General features: G+C 63.0%; 16 protein-coding genes, 1 other RNA gene and 1 pseudogene. 15 read left to right on the top strand and 3 right to left on the bottom strand.

The genetic code is table 11. The features are described 5' to 3' along the window. The first annotated feature begins 11 nt into the window (after positions 1 to 11). The 10 genes and pseudogenes from ubiG to SNE35_RS14230 all read left to right on the top strand — a co-directional run bounded on the left by ubiG (position 12) and on the right by SNE35_RS14230 (position 9,413). Entirely contained in the window at positions 12 to 713 is a 702-nt protein-coding gene (gene ubiG, locus SNE35_RS14190; protein ID WP_320423565.1) for a bifunctional 2-polyprenyl-6-hydroxyphenol methylase/3-demethylubiquinol 3-O-methyltransferase UbiG, read from the top strand. Continuing rightward, positions 713 to 1,360: an HAD-IA family hydrolase gene (locus SNE35_RS14195; RefSeq protein ID WP_320423566.1), complete on the top strand. Its 648-nt coding sequence runs from the start codon at positions 713 to 715 to the stop codon at positions 1,358 to 1,360. The genes ubiG and SNE35_RS14195 overlap by 1 nt, the downstream gene beginning before the upstream one ends. A 13-nt stretch (positions 1,361 to 1,373) precedes the next feature. Then, positions 1,374 to 1,744: a transfer-messenger RNA gene (ssrA, locus tag SNE35_RS14200) on the top strand. A 193-nt stretch (positions 1,745 to 1,937) separates the two neighbouring features. Beyond that, on the top strand, positions 1,938 to 3,236 hold the full coding sequence (locus SNE35_RS14205; protein ID WP_320423567.1) for a tyrosine-type recombinase/integrase: 1,299 nt from the start codon (positions 1,938 to 1,940) through the stop codon (positions 3,234 to 3,236). 636 nt (positions 3,237 to 3,872) lie between these two features. Then, complete coding sequence (locus SNE35_RS32085; protein WP_431312740.1) at positions 3,873 to 4,217, top strand: helix-turn-helix domain-containing protein; 345 nt, start codon at positions 3,873 to 3,875, stop codon at positions 4,215 to 4,217. A 4-nt stretch (positions 4,218 to 4,221) separates the two neighbouring features. Beyond that, on the top strand, positions 4,222 to 5,547 hold the full coding sequence (locus SNE35_RS14210; protein ID WP_320423568.1) for a type II toxin-antitoxin system HipA family toxin: 1,326 nt from the start codon (positions 4,222 to 4,224) through the stop codon (positions 5,545 to 5,547). An 89-nt stretch (positions 5,548 to 5,636) separates the two neighbouring features. After that, positions 5,637 to 6,083: pseudogene (locus tag SNE35_RS14215) on the top strand (methyl-accepting chemotaxis protein); the annotation flags it as partial. 159 nt (positions 6,084 to 6,242) lie between these two features. Beyond that, on the top strand, positions 6,243 to 7,652 hold the full coding sequence (locus SNE35_RS14220) for an amidohydrolase family protein (RefSeq protein WP_320423569.1): 1,410 nt from the start codon (positions 6,243 to 6,245) through the stop codon (positions 7,650 to 7,652). 135 nt (positions 7,653 to 7,787) lie between these two features. Continuing rightward, positions 7,788 to 8,006: a hypothetical protein gene (locus SNE35_RS14225; protein ID WP_320423570.1), complete on the top strand. Its 219-nt coding sequence runs from the start codon at positions 7,788 to 7,790 to the stop codon at positions 8,004 to 8,006. Between the two features lie 132 nt (positions 8,007 to 8,138). Continuing rightward, entirely contained in the window at positions 8,139 to 9,413 is a 1,275-nt protein-coding gene (locus tag SNE35_RS14230; RefSeq protein WP_320423571.1) for an HD-GYP domain-containing protein, read from the top strand. A gap of 380 nt (positions 9,414 to 9,793) precedes the next feature. Here SNE35_RS14230 and SNE35_RS14235 read toward each other — a convergent pair whose 3' ends face one another. Further along, entirely contained in the window at positions 9,794 to 10,444 is a 651-nt protein-coding gene (locus tag SNE35_RS14235) for an ATPase (RefSeq protein ID WP_320423572.1), read from the bottom strand. A 157-nt stretch (positions 10,445 to 10,601) separates the two neighbouring features. Then, positions 10,602 to 10,856: a hypothetical protein gene (locus SNE35_RS14240; RefSeq protein ID WP_263568800.1), complete on the bottom strand. Its 255-nt coding sequence runs from the start codon at positions 10,854 to 10,856 to the stop codon at positions 10,602 to 10,604. Positions 10,857 to 11,340: 484 nt separating this feature from the next. Here SNE35_RS14240 and SNE35_RS14245 point away from each other — a divergent pair, with 484 nt between their 5' ends. Further along, the gene (locus SNE35_RS14245; protein ID WP_320423573.1) at positions 11,341 to 11,568 is read left to right on the top strand and encodes a helix-turn-helix transcriptional regulator; all 228 of its coding nucleotides are present in this window, start codon (positions 11,341 to 11,343) and stop codon (positions 11,566 to 11,568) included. 836 nt (positions 11,569 to 12,404) lie between these two features. Beyond that, positions 12,405 to 12,863, top strand: coding sequence for an EVE domain-containing protein (locus SNE35_RS14250; RefSeq protein WP_320423574.1), 459 nt, complete (start codon positions 12,405 to 12,407; stop codon positions 12,861 to 12,863). Between the two features lies 1 nt (position 12,864). Here the strand turns inward: SNE35_RS14250 and SNE35_RS14255 are convergent, their stop codons facing one another. Beyond that, positions 12,865 to 13,884, bottom strand: a complete 1,020-nt coding sequence (locus tag SNE35_RS14255; RefSeq protein WP_320423575.1) for a GGDEF domain-containing protein — start codon at positions 13,882 to 13,884, stop codon at positions 12,865 to 12,867. 138 nt (positions 13,885 to 14,022) lie between these two features. Here SNE35_RS14255 and SNE35_RS14260 point away from each other — a divergent pair, with 138 nt between their 5' ends. The 3 genes from SNE35_RS14260 to SNE35_RS14270 all read left to right on the top strand — a co-directional run bounded on the left by SNE35_RS14260 (position 14,023) and on the right by SNE35_RS14270 (position 16,172). Beyond that, positions 14,023 to 15,240: a BaiN/RdsA family NAD(P)/FAD-dependent oxidoreductase gene (locus tag SNE35_RS14260; RefSeq protein WP_320423576.1), complete on the top strand. Its 1,218-nt coding sequence runs from the start codon at positions 14,023 to 14,025 to the stop codon at positions 15,238 to 15,240. 159 nt (positions 15,241 to 15,399) lie between these two features. Beyond that, positions 15,400 to 15,612, top strand: a complete 213-nt coding sequence (gene rpsU / locus SNE35_RS14265) for a 30S ribosomal protein S21 (protein ID WP_007833691.1) — start codon at positions 15,400 to 15,402, stop codon at positions 15,610 to 15,612. Positions 15,613 to 15,725: 113 nt separating this feature from the next. Beyond that, complete coding sequence (locus SNE35_RS14270) at positions 15,726 to 16,172, top strand: GatB/YqeY domain-containing protein (protein WP_320423577.1); 447 nt, start codon at positions 15,726 to 15,728, stop codon at positions 16,170 to 16,172. Positions 16,173 to 16,183 lie beyond the last annotated feature (11 nt).

Raw genomic sequence — 16,183 nt, forward strand, 5'->3', positions numbered from 1 at the left:
CATCCCGGCCTATGACGAACGCCGATCCCCAGGAGCTCGCCAAGTTCGGCGAGCTGGCCCACCGCTGGTGGGACCCCGAAAGCGAATTCAAGCCGCTGCACCAGATCAACCCGCTGCGCCTGGCCTGGATCGATGGCCTCTGCCCGCTCAAGGGCAAGACGGTGCTGGACGTCGGCTGCGGCGGCGGCATCCTGACCGATTCGATGGCGCGCAAGGGCGCGAACGCGCTGGGCATCGATCTGTCGACGAAGCCGCTGAAGGTGGCCCAGCTCCATGCGATGGAAGCCGGCACCGAGAACGTCGAATACCGCGAGATCGCCGTCGAGGCGCTGGCGGCCGAACGGCCGGCCTCCTTCGACGTCGTCACCTGCATGGAGATGCTGGAGCACGTGCCCGATCCGTCCTCGGTCGTGCGCGCGCTGGGCACGCTGGTGAAGCCGGGCGGCTGGGTATTCCTGTCCACGCTGAACCGCAACTTCAAATCCTTCATGCTCGCCATCGTCGGCGCCGAGTACGTGCTGAAGATGCTGCCGGCCGGCACGCACGAGTACGCACGTTTCCTGAAGCCCTCGGAGCTGGCCCAGTTCTGCCGCGATGCCGGCCTGGAGCTGCATTCGAGCAAGGGCCTGACCTACAACCCGCTGACGCAGCGCTACAGCCTGGGCAGCGACACCGACGTCAACTACCTGCTGGCCTGCCGCCGCCCGCTGTGATGCAGGGCTTGCGTGCCGTGCTGTTCGATCTGGACGGCACGCTGATCGACAGCGCCCCCGACCTGGCCGGTGCCGCCAACGACATGCTCGCCGCGCGCGACCTGCCGCCCGTGCCCTATGAGTCGCTGCGGCCGCTGTGCGGCTCGGGCGCGCGCGGCATGATCGGCGGCGCCTTCGGCATCGCGCCGGGCGATGAACGCTTCGAGGCACTCAAGCGCGAGTTCCTCGACATCTACGAGGCCCGCATGCTGCGGCTCACCCGCGTGTTCACCGACGTCGCCGTGATGCTGAGCGAACTGCAGTTGCCCTGGGGCATCGTCACCAACAAGGCCGAGCGCTTCGCACTGCCGCTGGCCGAGGCGCTGCGCCTGCAAACAAAGGTCGTCGTCGGTGGCGACACCACGCCGCACACCAAGCCGCATCCCGCGCCGCTGCTCGAAGCCGCTCGGCGCATCGGCGTCGAGGCAGGCGCATGCATCTACGTCGGCGACGACGAGCGCGACGTGATCGCCGGCCATGCCGCAGGCATGAAGACGGCCGCCGTGAGCTGGGGCTACCTCGGCCGAGGCAAGCCCATCGAGACCTGGGGCGCAGACTTTCTTCTTTCTTCCCCCGCCGAGCTCTTGAAGCTCTGCCGCGTGCCTTAAACTACCGAGTTCTGGGGCCGACCTGGTTTCGACGTGGGTGCGGATCCGGAGTAGGGCATGCCGAGCACCAGTCCGCTCGTAAAACCACTGGAAACAAAGTAACTGCAAACGACTCTACGTTCGCACTCGCCGCTTAATTGCGGTTGAGCTTCTCACCGGTTCGCTGATGGGCCGGGCCTGATCCGCAAGGAGAAGGTGGAGAAGTCATTCACATCAGCTGGTTGCCAGGCGGGTCACTCGTCGGGCAATAAGATCAAGTGACTGGCGGGAAAGGTAGCGTGCCGCTGCGCGACCTGAACGCGAGATTCAAATCAGACGGCTACGCATGTAGAACTGCCCGGTGATGGCTTGCGGACGGGGGTTCAATTCCCCCCGGCTCCACCAGTTACCCGTCCAGCAAAGTCCGCTAGAGTCCAAAGACCCAAGTAAATCAACGACTTGGGTCTTTTTTCTTGCCCGTACCATCCGTGGAAGTCCACCGACTTCCAGCTCTCGACCGGGTAACTTTCCGGGTAACTCTCTCAAACCGGGTAACATGGGCTCAGAGTTACCCGGTCACCCGGGACGGGAGAGCACGATGGCTGCAGTCGACCTACTTTCAGACAAGGCGATTAGAGCGGAGCTCAAGGCGGCGCAGAAGGCCGGGAAGCCAAGCAAAGTCAGCGATGGTGCCGGACTGGTACTGAACGTACGGCCGACGGGTGTCGGCTGGTGGCGGCAGCGCTACTGGTTCGGCGGCAAGGAGGGAATGCTTTCACTCGGAACCTACCCCGAGACATCCCTCGCCCAGGCGCGAGTTAAGCGCGATGAGGCACGCCGCAAAGTTCAGGCGGGCGTCGACCCCAGCGAGGACCGCAAAGCCCAGAAGGCTGTACAGCAAGCCGCGGCTAAGGCCAACGCCCGGGATGAAGCAGGCTTGCCACCAGAGGGGTCGTTCGAGGCAGTTGCCCGCGAATGGCTTTCCATCATCCATGCGGCAAAAGTCAGCGAGGGACATAACGCCAGAACCCGCATTCGACTTGAGCAGGACGTCTTTCCATGGCTCGGCCGCCGCCCGATTTCCGAGATTGAAGCCCCCGAGTTGCTAACGGCGCTTCGCCGCGTCGAGGCGAGAGGTGCAATCGAGACCGCCCACCGGATCAAGGACGCATGCGGACAGGTGTTCCGCTACGGCATCGCCATCGGAGCTTGTTCGCGTAATCCAGCAGCGGACTTGCGCGACGCTCTGCGCCCGGTGCAGACGCGTCACCATGCAGCGCTGACCAACCCCGAAGATGTTGCGAAACTGCTGCGCGATTCGTTCGACTACAACGGCCAACCCGTTACTCGAACTGCGCTGCTGCTCTCCCCGCTCCTACTGCTGAGGCCAGGCGAACACCGCAAACTGGAGTGGGCCTGGGTCGATCTAGACGGCGCCATGGTGGCCTTGCCAGGCAGCGTCATGAAACGCACGAAGGCGGACAAGGAAGAAGGGCCGCCGCACCTCGTGCCTTTGGCTCGTCAAGCAGTGGCCCTGCTCCAAGAGCTCCGGCCGTTGACAGGCGACGGGATCTACGTCTTCCCCGCGTTGACTTCGCGACAGCGTTGCATGAGCGAAAACACCGTGCGCAGTGCTCTTCGCCGCCTTGGCTACGCAAACGACGAGATGACCGCGCACGGGTTCCGGGCAATGGCTCGCACGATGATGGCAGAGCGATTGAACATCGCGGCAGAGGTCATTGAAGCCCAGCTCGCCCACGCCCCCCTCGATCCACTCGGCCGTGCCTACAACCGCGCACAGTTCCTGGATCAGCGGCGCAGCATGATGCAGGCATGGGCTGACTACCTTGATCGCTTGCGCACGGGTGCGGCAGGAGTAGCTGGTGCGGTGGGATGAGCCTCATCTCGAGTTCCGTGATCAGGCGAGGGGCCCCTCAACGCAGGTTGTGATGCAGGGCACGCCAGATTCGCAGATACCAGGGGCAGCGCCTGTGGTGACCCGTCTGCTGGCCAGGGAATGCGCCGATCTGAGTTTTCATAGCGCCTCCTGAAATTCGTAACGGGAAAGAGCTGGGTTTATTTCACCTTCTGCGGGCCGTCTCGAGGATCGGCGCTTGCCTCTCGCTCAAGTGGGAAGGCGACTACAGCACCGTAACGCAGTCTTACAAAGACTCCGACAGGCTTGGCGATCACCTTGACACGTCAGACGGCAGCAACTGGCCTCTCGCTATGCATGGGTAGCTTCAGCCTCCCGCGACACAGTCGGAATGTGTGGCGATATCGCCTGGCTGCGAGGCACCTTCCGGGTGAGCAACCTGTTGAGTCAACTCATGCCAACAGGAGGACCTGCCGTGCAGAAGTGGGCTCTTAATTTAATCTTATTTTTGACTTCATAAAGATACAAAAACAATAAAACATACACACAAAAGCTCTTTTTAGGGTCATTGAATAAAAATGAATTCATTAAAAATGAAATTAGACAACGAGTTCAAATAGAGTCAAAATTTCAGCCTACGAGATTTAGTGACTTCAAATGAACACAATAAACCAGTCAACAGCGGAGGAACTGATCACGCGGTTAGGCGAGGACGTCAAACGCTTACGGCTAGACCAAAACATCTCCCAGTTGGAATTGGCAAAGCAGGCTGGAATCTCCCGTAAGGCACTGGTCAACCTTGAGACAGGCGTTGGAGCAACCCTCAACACCCTGGTGAGGGCTCTCCGAGTACTTGGTCGAGAAGCTTGGTTGGCGACCTTGGCGCCCCAGGTGTCCGTCAGCCCCATCGACTTGATGAAGCTAGGCCACCGGCGCCAGCGAGCCTCTGGCGACCGAACAAGCACCGCACCGATCGCTCCACGCAAGCCCAAAGCGACCTAAGACCATGGCCACAGCGTCCCCCAAGAAGTCAGGAAGGCCCGCCCCCTATCGGGCGGTCGAAGCCATCGAGGTCCTGTATCAAGGTCAAAAGGTCGGCGCCGCCGCACTCGACAAGAGTCTTGGCTTCTACGCATTTCAGTACTACCCGCAATGGCTTCGCAACTCCATCGAACTGGCACCTCTGCAAATGCCCGTGCGCGCGGGCGGATCGCCGTTCGTTTTCACCGACATCCCCGAAGGCACATATCGCCGCTTGCCCGCACTCCTGGCCGACGCGCTCCCCGACAAGTTTGGCAACGCGCTGGTGAATCGATACATGGCGGACAGAGGTATTCGCACCGAGGCGATCACCGCGCTGGATCGCCTGGCATACCTTGGCAACAGAGCCATGGGTGCGCTCGAGTTTCGACCTGCACGTGGTCTATCGACCCGCAAACCAACGGCCATCAACCTGGCTGAACTCGTCTCCACCGCACGTGCTGCAGTACACGGACAGCTCGACAGCGACGACGAGACTCATCAAGCGTTGCGGAACATCATCGAGGTCGGTACGTCCGCAGGCGGAGCTCGTGCGAAGGCTGTGATCGCGATCAATCCGGAAACCCACGACATGGTTTCCGGTCAACTCGCGGCGCCGCCAGGCTTCCAGCACTGGCTTCTGAAGTTCGACGGCGTCGGCAAAGACGAGGCACTAGGCACGCCCGGCAACTATGGTCGGATCGAGTTCGCGCACTACCTCATGGCGCGGGCAGCCGGCATAGAAATGACGGAATGTCAGTTGCTTGAAGAAAACGATCGGGCGCACTTCATGACCAGGCGCTTCGACCGCTTCGACGGCAACGGTAAGCACCACGTGCAATCCCTATGTGCAATGGCTCACCTGGACTTCAACTCGATAGGGACCAATGCCTATTCACAGTTGTTCCTGACGATGCGGGCGCTGGACCTTCCCTACCTGCAATTTGAGGAAGCATTCAGGCGCATGGCCTTCAATGTCATGGCCCGTAACTGCGATGACCACAGCAAGAACTTCGCGTTCATCTTGCGTACGGGCGAGCCATGGGCCCTGTCCCCGGCATATGACATCACCTTTGCCCACGACCCGAACAGCTACTGGACAAAGCAACACCTCATGTCGGTGAACGGCAAATCAGATGGCTTCGAAATCGGGGATCTGATAGCCGAAGCCGAGCGCTTCGGTATCGGCACCGCGAGAGATGTCATTGCCCAGGTCAGCTCGGCCATCGCGGAATGGCCAAGCTTCGCAGCGGATGCAGGAGTACCCGAGTCGATCGTCGCAACAATCACATCAAAGCAAATTCGGTTTTGATCTGATACGGGATAAGTCAAGCTGCAATGGCTATTCCGGCTCAGCGGTGCGCAACATTTGCAGCGTTTCCTCCGAATCGGACCCAGGCTATTGCCTTTCAGATCAATATCCTTGCCCTGAACGCTGCGGTGGAGGCGGCTCGGGCCGGCGAGCAAGGCCGGGGCTTCGCTGTCGTCGCCGCCGAAGTGCGCACGCTGGCCCAACGCAGCGCCAGTGCCGCGCGGGAGATCAAGGTTCTGATCGGCGACAGCGTCGGCACGGTCGAGGCGGGCAGCAGCCAGGTCGACGTCGCCGGCGCCACGATTGCCGACCTCGTTTCCGAGGTGAACAAGGTCAGCGCGTTGATCAACGAGATCAACACGGCCAGCCAGGAGCAAAGCCAAGGCATCGGCCAAGTCGGCCAGGCGATGTCGCAGCTTGACCAGATGACCCAGCAGAACGCCGCGCTAGTGGAAGAGTCCGCCGCCGCTGCAGAAAGCCTGAAGGACCAGGCGGCAAGACTGGCTTCCGTGGTCGGACAGTTCAAGCTGGGCTGAGCAGCCGGTAGCGCAGAACGGCAGCCGGCCGAGGTAGTCCAGGACTACCAATTCCCCTGTGACCCGGCTGGCCGTACACGATCACTTGCCGCCGCTCACCAGCCGCAGCTTTACGGCAGTCCTGCTTCGGTACGATCGCCTCAGGACCTTGGGAGGACCATGCAGCACCATAAGACTTCGGTCGCGTTTGCAGCTCTGCTCCGGCTCGGTGTGCCGGGCCTCTTCGGTTTGCTCCACTGGACCGTCGCGGCGGCGGGTGCGCCTGTGCCATTCGCTCCCGCTGCGGATAGCGAGCGGGTGCTCTATCGGGACGCGACGCTGATTGATGGCACGGGGGCGCCCCCTCGGATGCACATGGACGTGCTGGTGGCCGGTGAACGGATCGAACGCGTATTTCCGGATGTGGCGCTGTCGGACGACCTTGCCGCCAAGGCAACGGTCGTGGATCTTCGCGGACGTTTTTTGCTTCCCGGCCTGATCGACTCGCACGTTCACCTTGCCACGCCCCCGAACCGTCGGCAGGCTGAAGCGATTCTTCGCCGCGATCTGTATGGCGGAGTGACGGCCGTGCGCGACATGGCCGATGATCTTCGTGCGGTGGGAGACATTGCCCGGGCCAGCCTCGTCGGCGAACTGGCCGGCCCGGACGTCTACTACGCCGCGCTGATGGCCGGCCCTGACTTCTTCTCCGATGAGAGAACGGCCCAGACCTCTGCCGGCGGCAGGCCCGGGCACGTGCCGTGGATGCAGGCCGTGACGGGCGCGACCGACTTGCCAATCGCCGTCGCGCAGGCGCGCGGAACCTACGCGACCGCGATCAAGCTCTACGCTGACCTCGACGCTGCGCTGGCGCGCCGGATCACAGCGGAGGCGCACCGCCAGCATCTCCGCGTATGGGCTCATGCCACCCTGTACCCGGCTCGACCGTCTGAGGTCGTGTCGGCCGGCGTGGACACCATCTCGCACGCCTGCCTGCTGGTTCGCGAGCAGGCAGCCCGCGTGCCTCGCCTGGCATCGCCGAAAGGTCCAGTCGATCTGGAACGCTTCAGGTCGGGCAGCAACCCCGTCCTCGCCCGGCTCTTCCTGGAGATGGCTCGGCGCGGAGTCGTGCTCGATGCCACGGTCTGGACCTATGGCGCGCCACCACCCGGGCCCGGAAGCACCCCACCTTTGATGCCAGGCGGCTGCGACGATGTCATCGGCGGCGCAATAACCGGACAGGCCTATCGTGCCGGCGTGCAGATTGCAGCTGGCACTGACAACGTGGCGCCATCCGACGATCCATGGCCGGATTTGTTCCACGAGCTGTCGGCACTTGTTGAAAACGCGGGCATGCCGCTGTCGGCGGTGATCCAGTCGGCAACGCTGATTGGGGCGCGCTCCGCGGGGCAGGAGAAGAGCATGGGCAGTATCGAGCCCGGAAAGCTCGCCAACCTGGTCGTGCTCACGTCAGATCCATTGGCATCGATCGACAACCTGAAGAGCATCGAGATGACGGTCAAACGCGGGCGCCGCTTCGAGCGAAGGGATTTCGTTCCGCTCCGGGAGGGCGACATCATCGACTTTTAACCACCCCGCACCTTTCGCCCGCCGCACATGGGACGGCCGTTGGCCGAGACGGCGCGACGTTGTCCTACGCGGTCACAGAGTAAGCACGTGTAACGTCACGGCTCTCTGGCTCCCGCTCTCTACCTGGAGGCTGCAATGATCGTCGCGCGTCCACATCAGCTCGTCCTGAACTATCAAGGTCGAAGCGCTAGCGTCATCGCGGCGCTAAAGCGCCAGGGCTGGGTCTGGGGCGCGCTGTTGGACGACCTTAGGGCTCTTGAATGTAAGGACGGCTCCTTTGCCACCGTTGAACTCGCCCTGGCGGACGCAAGGCTCTCCGTCGAGAACCTCATTGACACAGCGATTGCCAACTGAGTATCGCCATGTCCGGTGAACGCAATGCGTGGCTGATGCACAAAGTCGGGTGGCAGGCCGTGTTCTTCCGTTAGGTTGTTCATGTCGTCTTCACGCCCGCCCCCCTCAGAGCCCGAACTCCTGCGCCTTCCCGTGCGCGACCTCTCCATCGGCATGATCGTGGCGGATCTACGGGCGCCCTGGTGGAAGCATGAGTTCATGCGGTCCCGTGTTGACATCGTGGACGAGCAGGTCCTGGCCAAGCTCCAACGCCTAGGCCCCGATCACGTGGTCTTGGTGCTGCCGACCGCCAAGGCCGTCGGGGCCGGCACGGCCTCCGAGCCATCGATCTCGCAGCCATCGAATACGTCTGCCGCTGCATCGACCGAAGCCTCCTCGCCGTCGAATGCTGGCGGCAATTCCCCGAACGCGGCGGCACGGCCGCGTCGAACAACTGCCAGTGGCGGCGCAGCGAAGCTCGCTTCGCTGGAGAGTGAGCTCGACCGCGCAAAGCGGATCGTGTCTCGCGCACGGCGTGCCATCGAGGACGCCATGCGCGCCGGGCGGACTGGGGACATCAAGAACCTGGGAGAAATCCGCGAAGTGGCGGAGGAGATGGTGGAGTCGACCACCCGCAATCCCGGCGCGCTGCAGTCGCTCGTGCTCCTGAAGTCCGCGGACGACTACACCTTCACGCATTGCGTGGCGGTCGGCGCCTTCATGATCTCGCTAGGCCGCACGCTCGGGCTGGACAGCCTGGCCCTCAAGCATGCGGGCACAGCGGGTCTCCTGCACGATGTTGGAAAGGCCGGCATCGAGGATGCCGTTCTGAACAAGCCCGGCAAGCTCACTGATGACGAGTACGCGAGCATCAAGCTCCATCCCCAGGTGGGTGAGCAGCTGCTGCGCGATGCGGGCTATGAGGACGACGCGTCGCTGGACGTCGTGCGCCACCATCACGAGCGGATGGACGGTCGCGGCTACCCCGACGGGCTTCAGTCGTCTCAGATCTCCCAGCTGGCTCGCATGGGCGCGGTGACTGATGTGTACGACGCTGTCACTTCGCAGCGTGTCTATCACCGAGCGATCTCACCAACAGCTGCTTTGCAAATGCTGATGAAGTCGTCCAAGGAGGGACACTTCGACTCCGCCGTGGTGAACGCCTTCGTGCAGACCATCGGCCTCTATCCGAACGGCTCACTGGTCAAGCTCCAAAGCGGCAAGCTGGCCGTCGTGAAGGAGCAGGCCGCGACAGGCAACCTCACGGCGCCGGTCGTGCGCGTCTTCTTCTCGCTATCGAGCAACCTCCCCATCGTCCCGTACGACCTGCGGCTGGATCAATCGCAGGACCGGATCGTGGAGTTCGCCGAACCGAGCCGTTTTGGGCTTCCCCGGGAGCACCTCACGGAGATCCTCGGCCTCAGCTGATTTCGGCGCCGAATCACGATGCACCGGTGCACACCTGGTCGACTCTTGCCGCCCACAAGCGGTCGTGGACGAAGGTCTGCATCCCGACGACCAAGTGTTGACGTGGCCGCTGCTACGGCGTGTCAAAGAATGGCGGCTGCACTCGCATCGTCGTCTGGCTCGAAGCCAAGCCCAATGCAATGACAGCGAGCGCACGGTCATCCTGGATACCAACTTCACCCGATTCGTGCGCCGTTTGGATGCAGAGCTCCACTCGAGCGGCATTGGCGACCCACGCGTGCGCCAGATCAAGCGTACCCTTCGACTGCAACCGCGCGGCACGCAGGAGGGTTGGGAACAGCGAGTGAGGTGGGCGCCACGGCCTGGCGCCCTCGGAAAACTCAGGAGAACTGCTTCCAGAGCTCGGTTTCGAGAAACCACGGGCTGATCCGGCTGGCCTCGAGCCGGATTTCCTCGAAGTCGGTCACCTCGGCCAGCAACTTGTGCTTTGTGCCCGAGTTGTCAAAGATGTAGGCCCGGTGGGCCACCTTGCATGCCTCGGTCATCAGGGCGATGGAGCGGTGGTACCTGCTGACCACGAGCTCATCTTTCACGGGATGCCCACCCTGCAGGACGCGCCGGTGCACGCGGTCGATGTTGATCGTCGGGTCGTCGGTGGCCACGAAGTAGAGGTACACGCGGTAGCCGCGTTCCCTCGCCTGCCGCATGAAGTTGATCTTGGACGGGTGCGACATCACGGTCTCGAACGTGAACGTCTGGCCTTCCTCCAGCAACTCTTGGCGGACGGCATCGGCAAGCGACGCCGCGAGATAGGAGTCGTACGGCCCCGGCACCCACAGCCTCAGTGCGTCATCGAGTGTCATGCCCAACAACAGGGCCTGTAGATCCAGCCGCTTCTCCAGCCCGAAGGTCTTCAGGCTCTTCTTGATGCGCTTGAGAACCACAGCTCGCTCGCCGCTGACGCCGAGGCTGCGCAAGCTAAGGAAGCCCGCAGAGGCGACCAGGTCGCGCTCCATCTCGTCGGCATTCACGAAGACGCCAATCCACTGGGGCTTCAGGTCTGGTTTGATGGTGCTCTTGCCCGATCCGTTCGGACCGGCGAGAACCCGGAGTCGAGGCTGCGCGGGCTGTGCCGCTGGCGCTTGAGGTGGTTTTGCGGCCTTGGCCGCTGCATCCGCGCCGGCCGGCTTATTTGACACGCCTGAGGACGGTGCCGGTCTTGACGCGCTTGCCGACCGGCAAACTCTTGATGACCGTCACGCTCCCATCGAGCGCGCGCTTCACGACCTGACCATTACTGGTCTTCACGGTCACTGCACCAGTCTGCTGCAGCGTGGTCCGGTAGGCCTCATGACCAGCCTTCGCCGCCAGCGCTGGAATGCGTCGCTCGACGATCTGCATACCGCGTTCGGTGAGGGTGTTACGGCTGGTACGGGAAGACATGCTGAGGCGCTGGAACGGTTTACGTGAGTCTACCAGCGGAAGCCCTGTTGGATGTGGCGGCCGGTTGATGTCCCCCTGTCAGCATGCGGTGCTGGTGTGGAGCGGCCCCACATGACTGCTTTCCGGCACCGGATCTGGGCTCGCCAACTTCTGCTGTGGGTCGAATGGCGCCGCTCGCTACGGATCTTGTGCGACCGGGATCCCTACTGGCCTCTCGTATCGGCCCAAACGCCTGCAAGTCCCCCCCAACTACGCCGGTACGACAACGACGTTTCTCGTGCGGCAGACTTCAGACCTCACGCTTCAGCGGGACCATCTTTCGGCCATCCGAAGGCGGACTCGATCTTGCGCCCTCTCCGCCTGGGGACTCAGTATTGGCTGGTGAAGCGGGCGCTGCAAACCAATGCAAGATTTCAGTCGAAATTCATCGCCTCAACGCGACAGGCCACATATAGAGTTGAGCACACACATCGCAGGAGGTTCTATGCAGACTGACGTTCACGACAGTACGGAAGCAGAGCCCCCGACCGCGTTCCTGCGCTTGCCCGGTGTCCTGCGCTTCACCAATCTGGGTCGGTCAACGATCTATCAGTTGATCGCTGACGATAAGTTCCCAAAGCAAGTTCATCTTTCCGCACGAGCCGTGGCATGGAGGCGGTCAGATCTCGACAACTGGAGCAAGACCCGGGCTGTCTCACGCCGAGTCGGATAACCATCTCCTCTGTGACGCGGCCAGTGCCTCGGTACCTTTGCTTGCCAGTTCGGAAGAAGCGAACGCAAGCCGCCCCCGTCACGCCGCACATCCGGTAAACGCAGCAGGCAATCATCACTGGCCCGATAGCATTCAAGATCTGCCTAGTGGGCTCCAATTATTCGCGAGCAGCTCGCGGTGAAGTGGCTCTGACCAGCGAAACCTCGCGCCTGCTTGAACCTCGGTCGGTGAAGGCTGTCACCCCAAAGCAGCAGTTGTCCTATGCGCGCTGAAGTCGTACCTGTCGAACAGAACGTCGACATCCAAGCGCTCGCTCGCGAAATTGCCGTCCGCATGGACCCCGACGCCCTGCTCGATGCACAAGACGTCGGGGCGTTGCTCAAATGCTCAGCGCGATATGTCCTCGAGGAGTACATGAGGACACCGGTATTCCCCAAGCCACTACGACTGACCGGGCCCGAGAAACGCAGGAGCCACCCTCGGTGGCGCCGCCGGGACATCTTGGACTGGATCAACTCCCACACGGAAGGACGAAGTAAGCGCGGGGGCAAGCCGCGCAACAGGTACGCGCTGTAGCGATGACGTCATAAACCCGCGAGCACCGCATCCCCCTGCGACAGGCATGCGCCACCCATCGATCCATCCGCATATCGCACAATTCGTCACTTAGGTCAGACACTTCAGGCCTTTGGACGGCTGAAAATCGCTAAAACGTCTTGGGGACAGGGGTGTCCCCAAACCCGAGACAACCACGATAACCATTGATAACCTATCCTTGGATTCAGGAATGCGGCCCGCCCGGCAGGCGGTGGACACCCTATTCCGTTCGATCGCGCATGAACTACTGGCTGATGAAATCCGAGCCCGACGAGTGCTCGATCGACGACCTTGCCGATGCTCCGGGCCAGACGGTTCCCTGGGTTGGCGTGCGCAACTACCAGGCGCGCAACTTCATGCGCGACGCGATGCAGGTCGGCGACGGTGTGCTCTTCTATCACTCGTCCTGCCCCGAGCCAGGCATTGCCGGTTTCGCCGAAGTGGCGAGCAGCGCCTATCCGGACGAGACGCAGTTCGACCCGGATAGCCCGTATCACGATGCCAAAGCCCGTCGCGAGGAACCGCGCTGGCTGCATGTGGACGTCAAGCTGGTCAGGAAAACGCGGCTGCTGCCGCTGCCGGAAATGCGCTCCGATCCCGCGCTTGTGACGATGCGCACCTTGCAGCCGGGCAACCGGCTCTCGATCACACCGGTAAGTCCGGTGGAATGGGAACGGATCGCCGAATTGCTCGGCTGAATCAGCTGTTCCCGAACGCGATCGAGGCCAGCACCACCTGGTTGCCGCCCCGGCGCATCGCTTCTTCCACCGCAGCCTCAGCCGCCTTCAGAAGCTCGTCCTGCTTGGATGCGGTGTGCGGGAAGCTCGACACCCCCATCGACAGCGACAGGCCCAGATCCTGGCCATTCAGCACGACGATCTGGGCCGTGCACTGGCGGCGCAGCTGTTCCATGCGCGCATGCGCCGTGGCCAGCCCGACGCCGGAGAGCAGCACGGCGAAGCGCGTCTCGCCGACGCGGCAGGCCGCATCCATGGCCCGCGTGTTAGCCCGCAGCATGCGGCCGACGCCTTCGAGCATCCGCTGCCGGCCCTCCTCGCCCAGCGCCTGTGCGGCTGCCGGCGCCGGGTCCAGCGCAATCATCACCAGCGCGAACTCGCGATGCTCGCGGGTGGACAGATCGATCTCGCGCAGCAACTGGTCGTCGAACTGGCCGCGCAGGTAGAGGCCCGAGGTGTCGTCACGCCCGGTGCCGCGCTGCACTTCGCGCCGCGCCTGCTCCAGTGCCTGCTGCTGCTGCTCGATCTGCTGCAGCGCGCGTTGCAGATGCGTCTCGCGGTGGCGTTCTTCGGTGCGCTCGTGCCAGACGGCCAAGAGGTGCTCGGGGCCTAGCGGCGAACGCGTCACCGTGAATTCGCGCCGACGGCCCGACAGCTCCAGCCGATGCTCGCTGATGATCATCTGCCCTTGCGCCATCACCGACTGCTCGATGCGGCGCATCGCGATCGCCTCGTCGGCGCGCACCAACTCGTTGTCGTTGCTGCCCAGGACCGAGCTGCGCTCGAACCACACGGACAGGCCGCTGCTGGCATAGACGTAACGACCGGTCGCCAGGGACTTGATCGTCACGAAACTGTTCTGCGGCTCGACCAGCTTCAGCAGCACCGCACCGAACTCGGAACCCAGGTCCGGATGCGCTGCGAGCCACTGGGCTAGGCTACCGGGTTGGGGCGATGCGTCGGTGTGCTGTGCGTTGTCCATGAATCCTCGGTAAAAACCGGGCCGGCAGGGCCGCGTCATTGTCCTTATGTAGCTGGATGGTAGCGAAGAACGCTGCCGACGACGGTGAGTGTCAGCAAATATCTGGACAATGCGCGCTCCGTTCCTGCTCTCCCTTCCATGCAAACATTCGATCTGGTCGTCGTCGGCGCCGGTGCCGCCGGCCTGTTCTGCGCCGGCATTGCCGGCCAGCGCGGGCTGAAGGTGCTGCTGATCGATCACGCCGAGAAGGTGGCCGAGAAGATCCGCATCTCCGGCGGCGGTCGCTGCAATTTCACGAATCGCGACGCCGGGCCGGCCAACTTTCTGTCCGAGAACCCGAACTTCTGCCGCTCGGCCCTGGCCCGCTACAGCAGCCAGGACTTCATCGCGCTGGTGCAAAAGCATGGCATCGCCTTCCACGAGAAGCACAAGGGCCAGCTGTTCTGCGACGACTCGGCCGAGCAGATCATCCGCATGCTGCTGGCCGAGTGCGAGGCTGGCGGCGTCACGCGCTGGCAGCCCTGCACCGTGCAGGACGTGCGTGACGCGGCCGATGGTGGCTTCGAACTGGACACGACACGCGGCCCGGTGAAGGCGGCGCGCCTCGTCGTCGCCACCGGCGGCCTTTCGATCCCGAAGATCGGCGCCAGCGACTGGGGCCTGCGGCTGGCGCGGCGCCTGGGGCACGCGATCGTCGAGCCTCGACCGGCCTTGGTGCCGCTGACCTTCGATGCCGCCGACTGGGCGCCGTTCGCGGCGCTGTCGGGCCTCTCGCTGCCGGTCGTCGTCAGCACCGGCAAGGGCAAGACGGCGGGCCGCTTCGTCGAGGATCTGCTGCTGACCCACCGCGGCCTCAGCGGCCCGGCGATCCTGCAGATCTCCAGTTTCTGGACCGAAGGGCAAAGCCTGCAGATCGATCTGGCGCCCGAGGTCGATCTGGCGGAGAAGCTGCGCGAAGCCAAGGCCCAATCGCGCCGCCAGCTCGGCAACGAACTGGCCGAACTGTTCCCCCAGCGCCTCGCCCAGGCCTGGCTGGAGCGACTCAAGATCGACGGCACGCGCGCCATGCCCGAATGCAAGGACAAGGATCTGCAGACGCTGGCCGAGCAGCTCCAGCGTTGGCAGTTGACGCCCAATGGCAGCGAAGGCTGGCGCAAGGCCGAGGTGATGCGCGGCGGCGTCGATACCCGCGAACTGAGCTCGCAGACCATGGAAAGCAAGCGCCGGCCGGGGCTGTATTTCATCGGCGAGGTGGTGGATGTGACCGGCTGGCTGGGCGGCTACAACTTCCAGTGGGCCTGGGCCAGCGCGGCGGCCTGCGCGCGATCTCTTGATGGAACCGTGGCAAACCCTTGATTTCCAGGCTATACTCGCGGTCTTTGCTGGCAAACTTGCGTGTCGATTCGGTAGCAGAGCTCCCGGAAATTTGCAAAAGCCATCTGCTTCAGTCACCGAATTCAATCCTGAATAAGGCGGCTGTCGAACACCGACCGCATTCATAGGAAATACCGTTACATGACCACGATCCGCGTCAAAGAGAACGAGCCGTTCGACGTCGCACTGCGCCGCTTCAAGCGCACCATCGAAAAGCTGGGCCTGCTCACCGACCTGCGCGCCCGCGAGTTCTACGAGAAGCCGACCGCCGAACGCAAGCGCAAGAAGGCTGCGGCCGTCAAGCGCCACTACAAGCGCGTCCGCAGCATGCAGCTGCCGAAGAAGCTCTACTGATCTCCGGATCTTGAGTTTCGCGTGGGTCTGAAACCCCACGGCAAAAGCCCGTGCAGGACGCTGCGACGGGCTTTTTCGTTTTTGTGCCCTTTGATTCGAGCAAGGACCGACCCATGAGCCTGAAAGACCGCATCAACGAAGACATGAAGGCCGCGATGCGCGCCAAGGAAGCCGATCGCCTGCTGACCATCCGCATGCTGCTGGCCGCGATCAAGCAGAAGGAAGTGGACGAACGCATCGCCCTCGAAGATACCGACACGATCGCCATCGTCGACAAGCTCATCAAGCAGCGCAAGGACTCGCTGAGCCAGTTCCAGGCCGCCGGCCGCACCGACCTCGCCGACAAGGAAGCCGCCGAACTGAAGGTGCTGGAGGCCTATTTGCCGCAGCGTCTGTCGGCCGACGAGATCGCCGCCGCCGTGAACGCCATCGTGGCCGAACTGGGCGCCAAGGGCCCGGGCGACATGGGCAAGGTGATGGGCGCAGTCAAGGCACAGCTGGCCGGTAAGGCCGACATGGGCCTCGTTTCCGCCGCCGTCAAGAAAGCATTGAGCAACTGATCGACCGGAGC

The sequence above is a fragment of the Roseateles agri genome (assembly GCF_034043675.1).
Lineage (GTDB): Bacteria > Pseudomonadota > Gammaproteobacteria > Burkholderiales > Burkholderiaceae_C > KK5.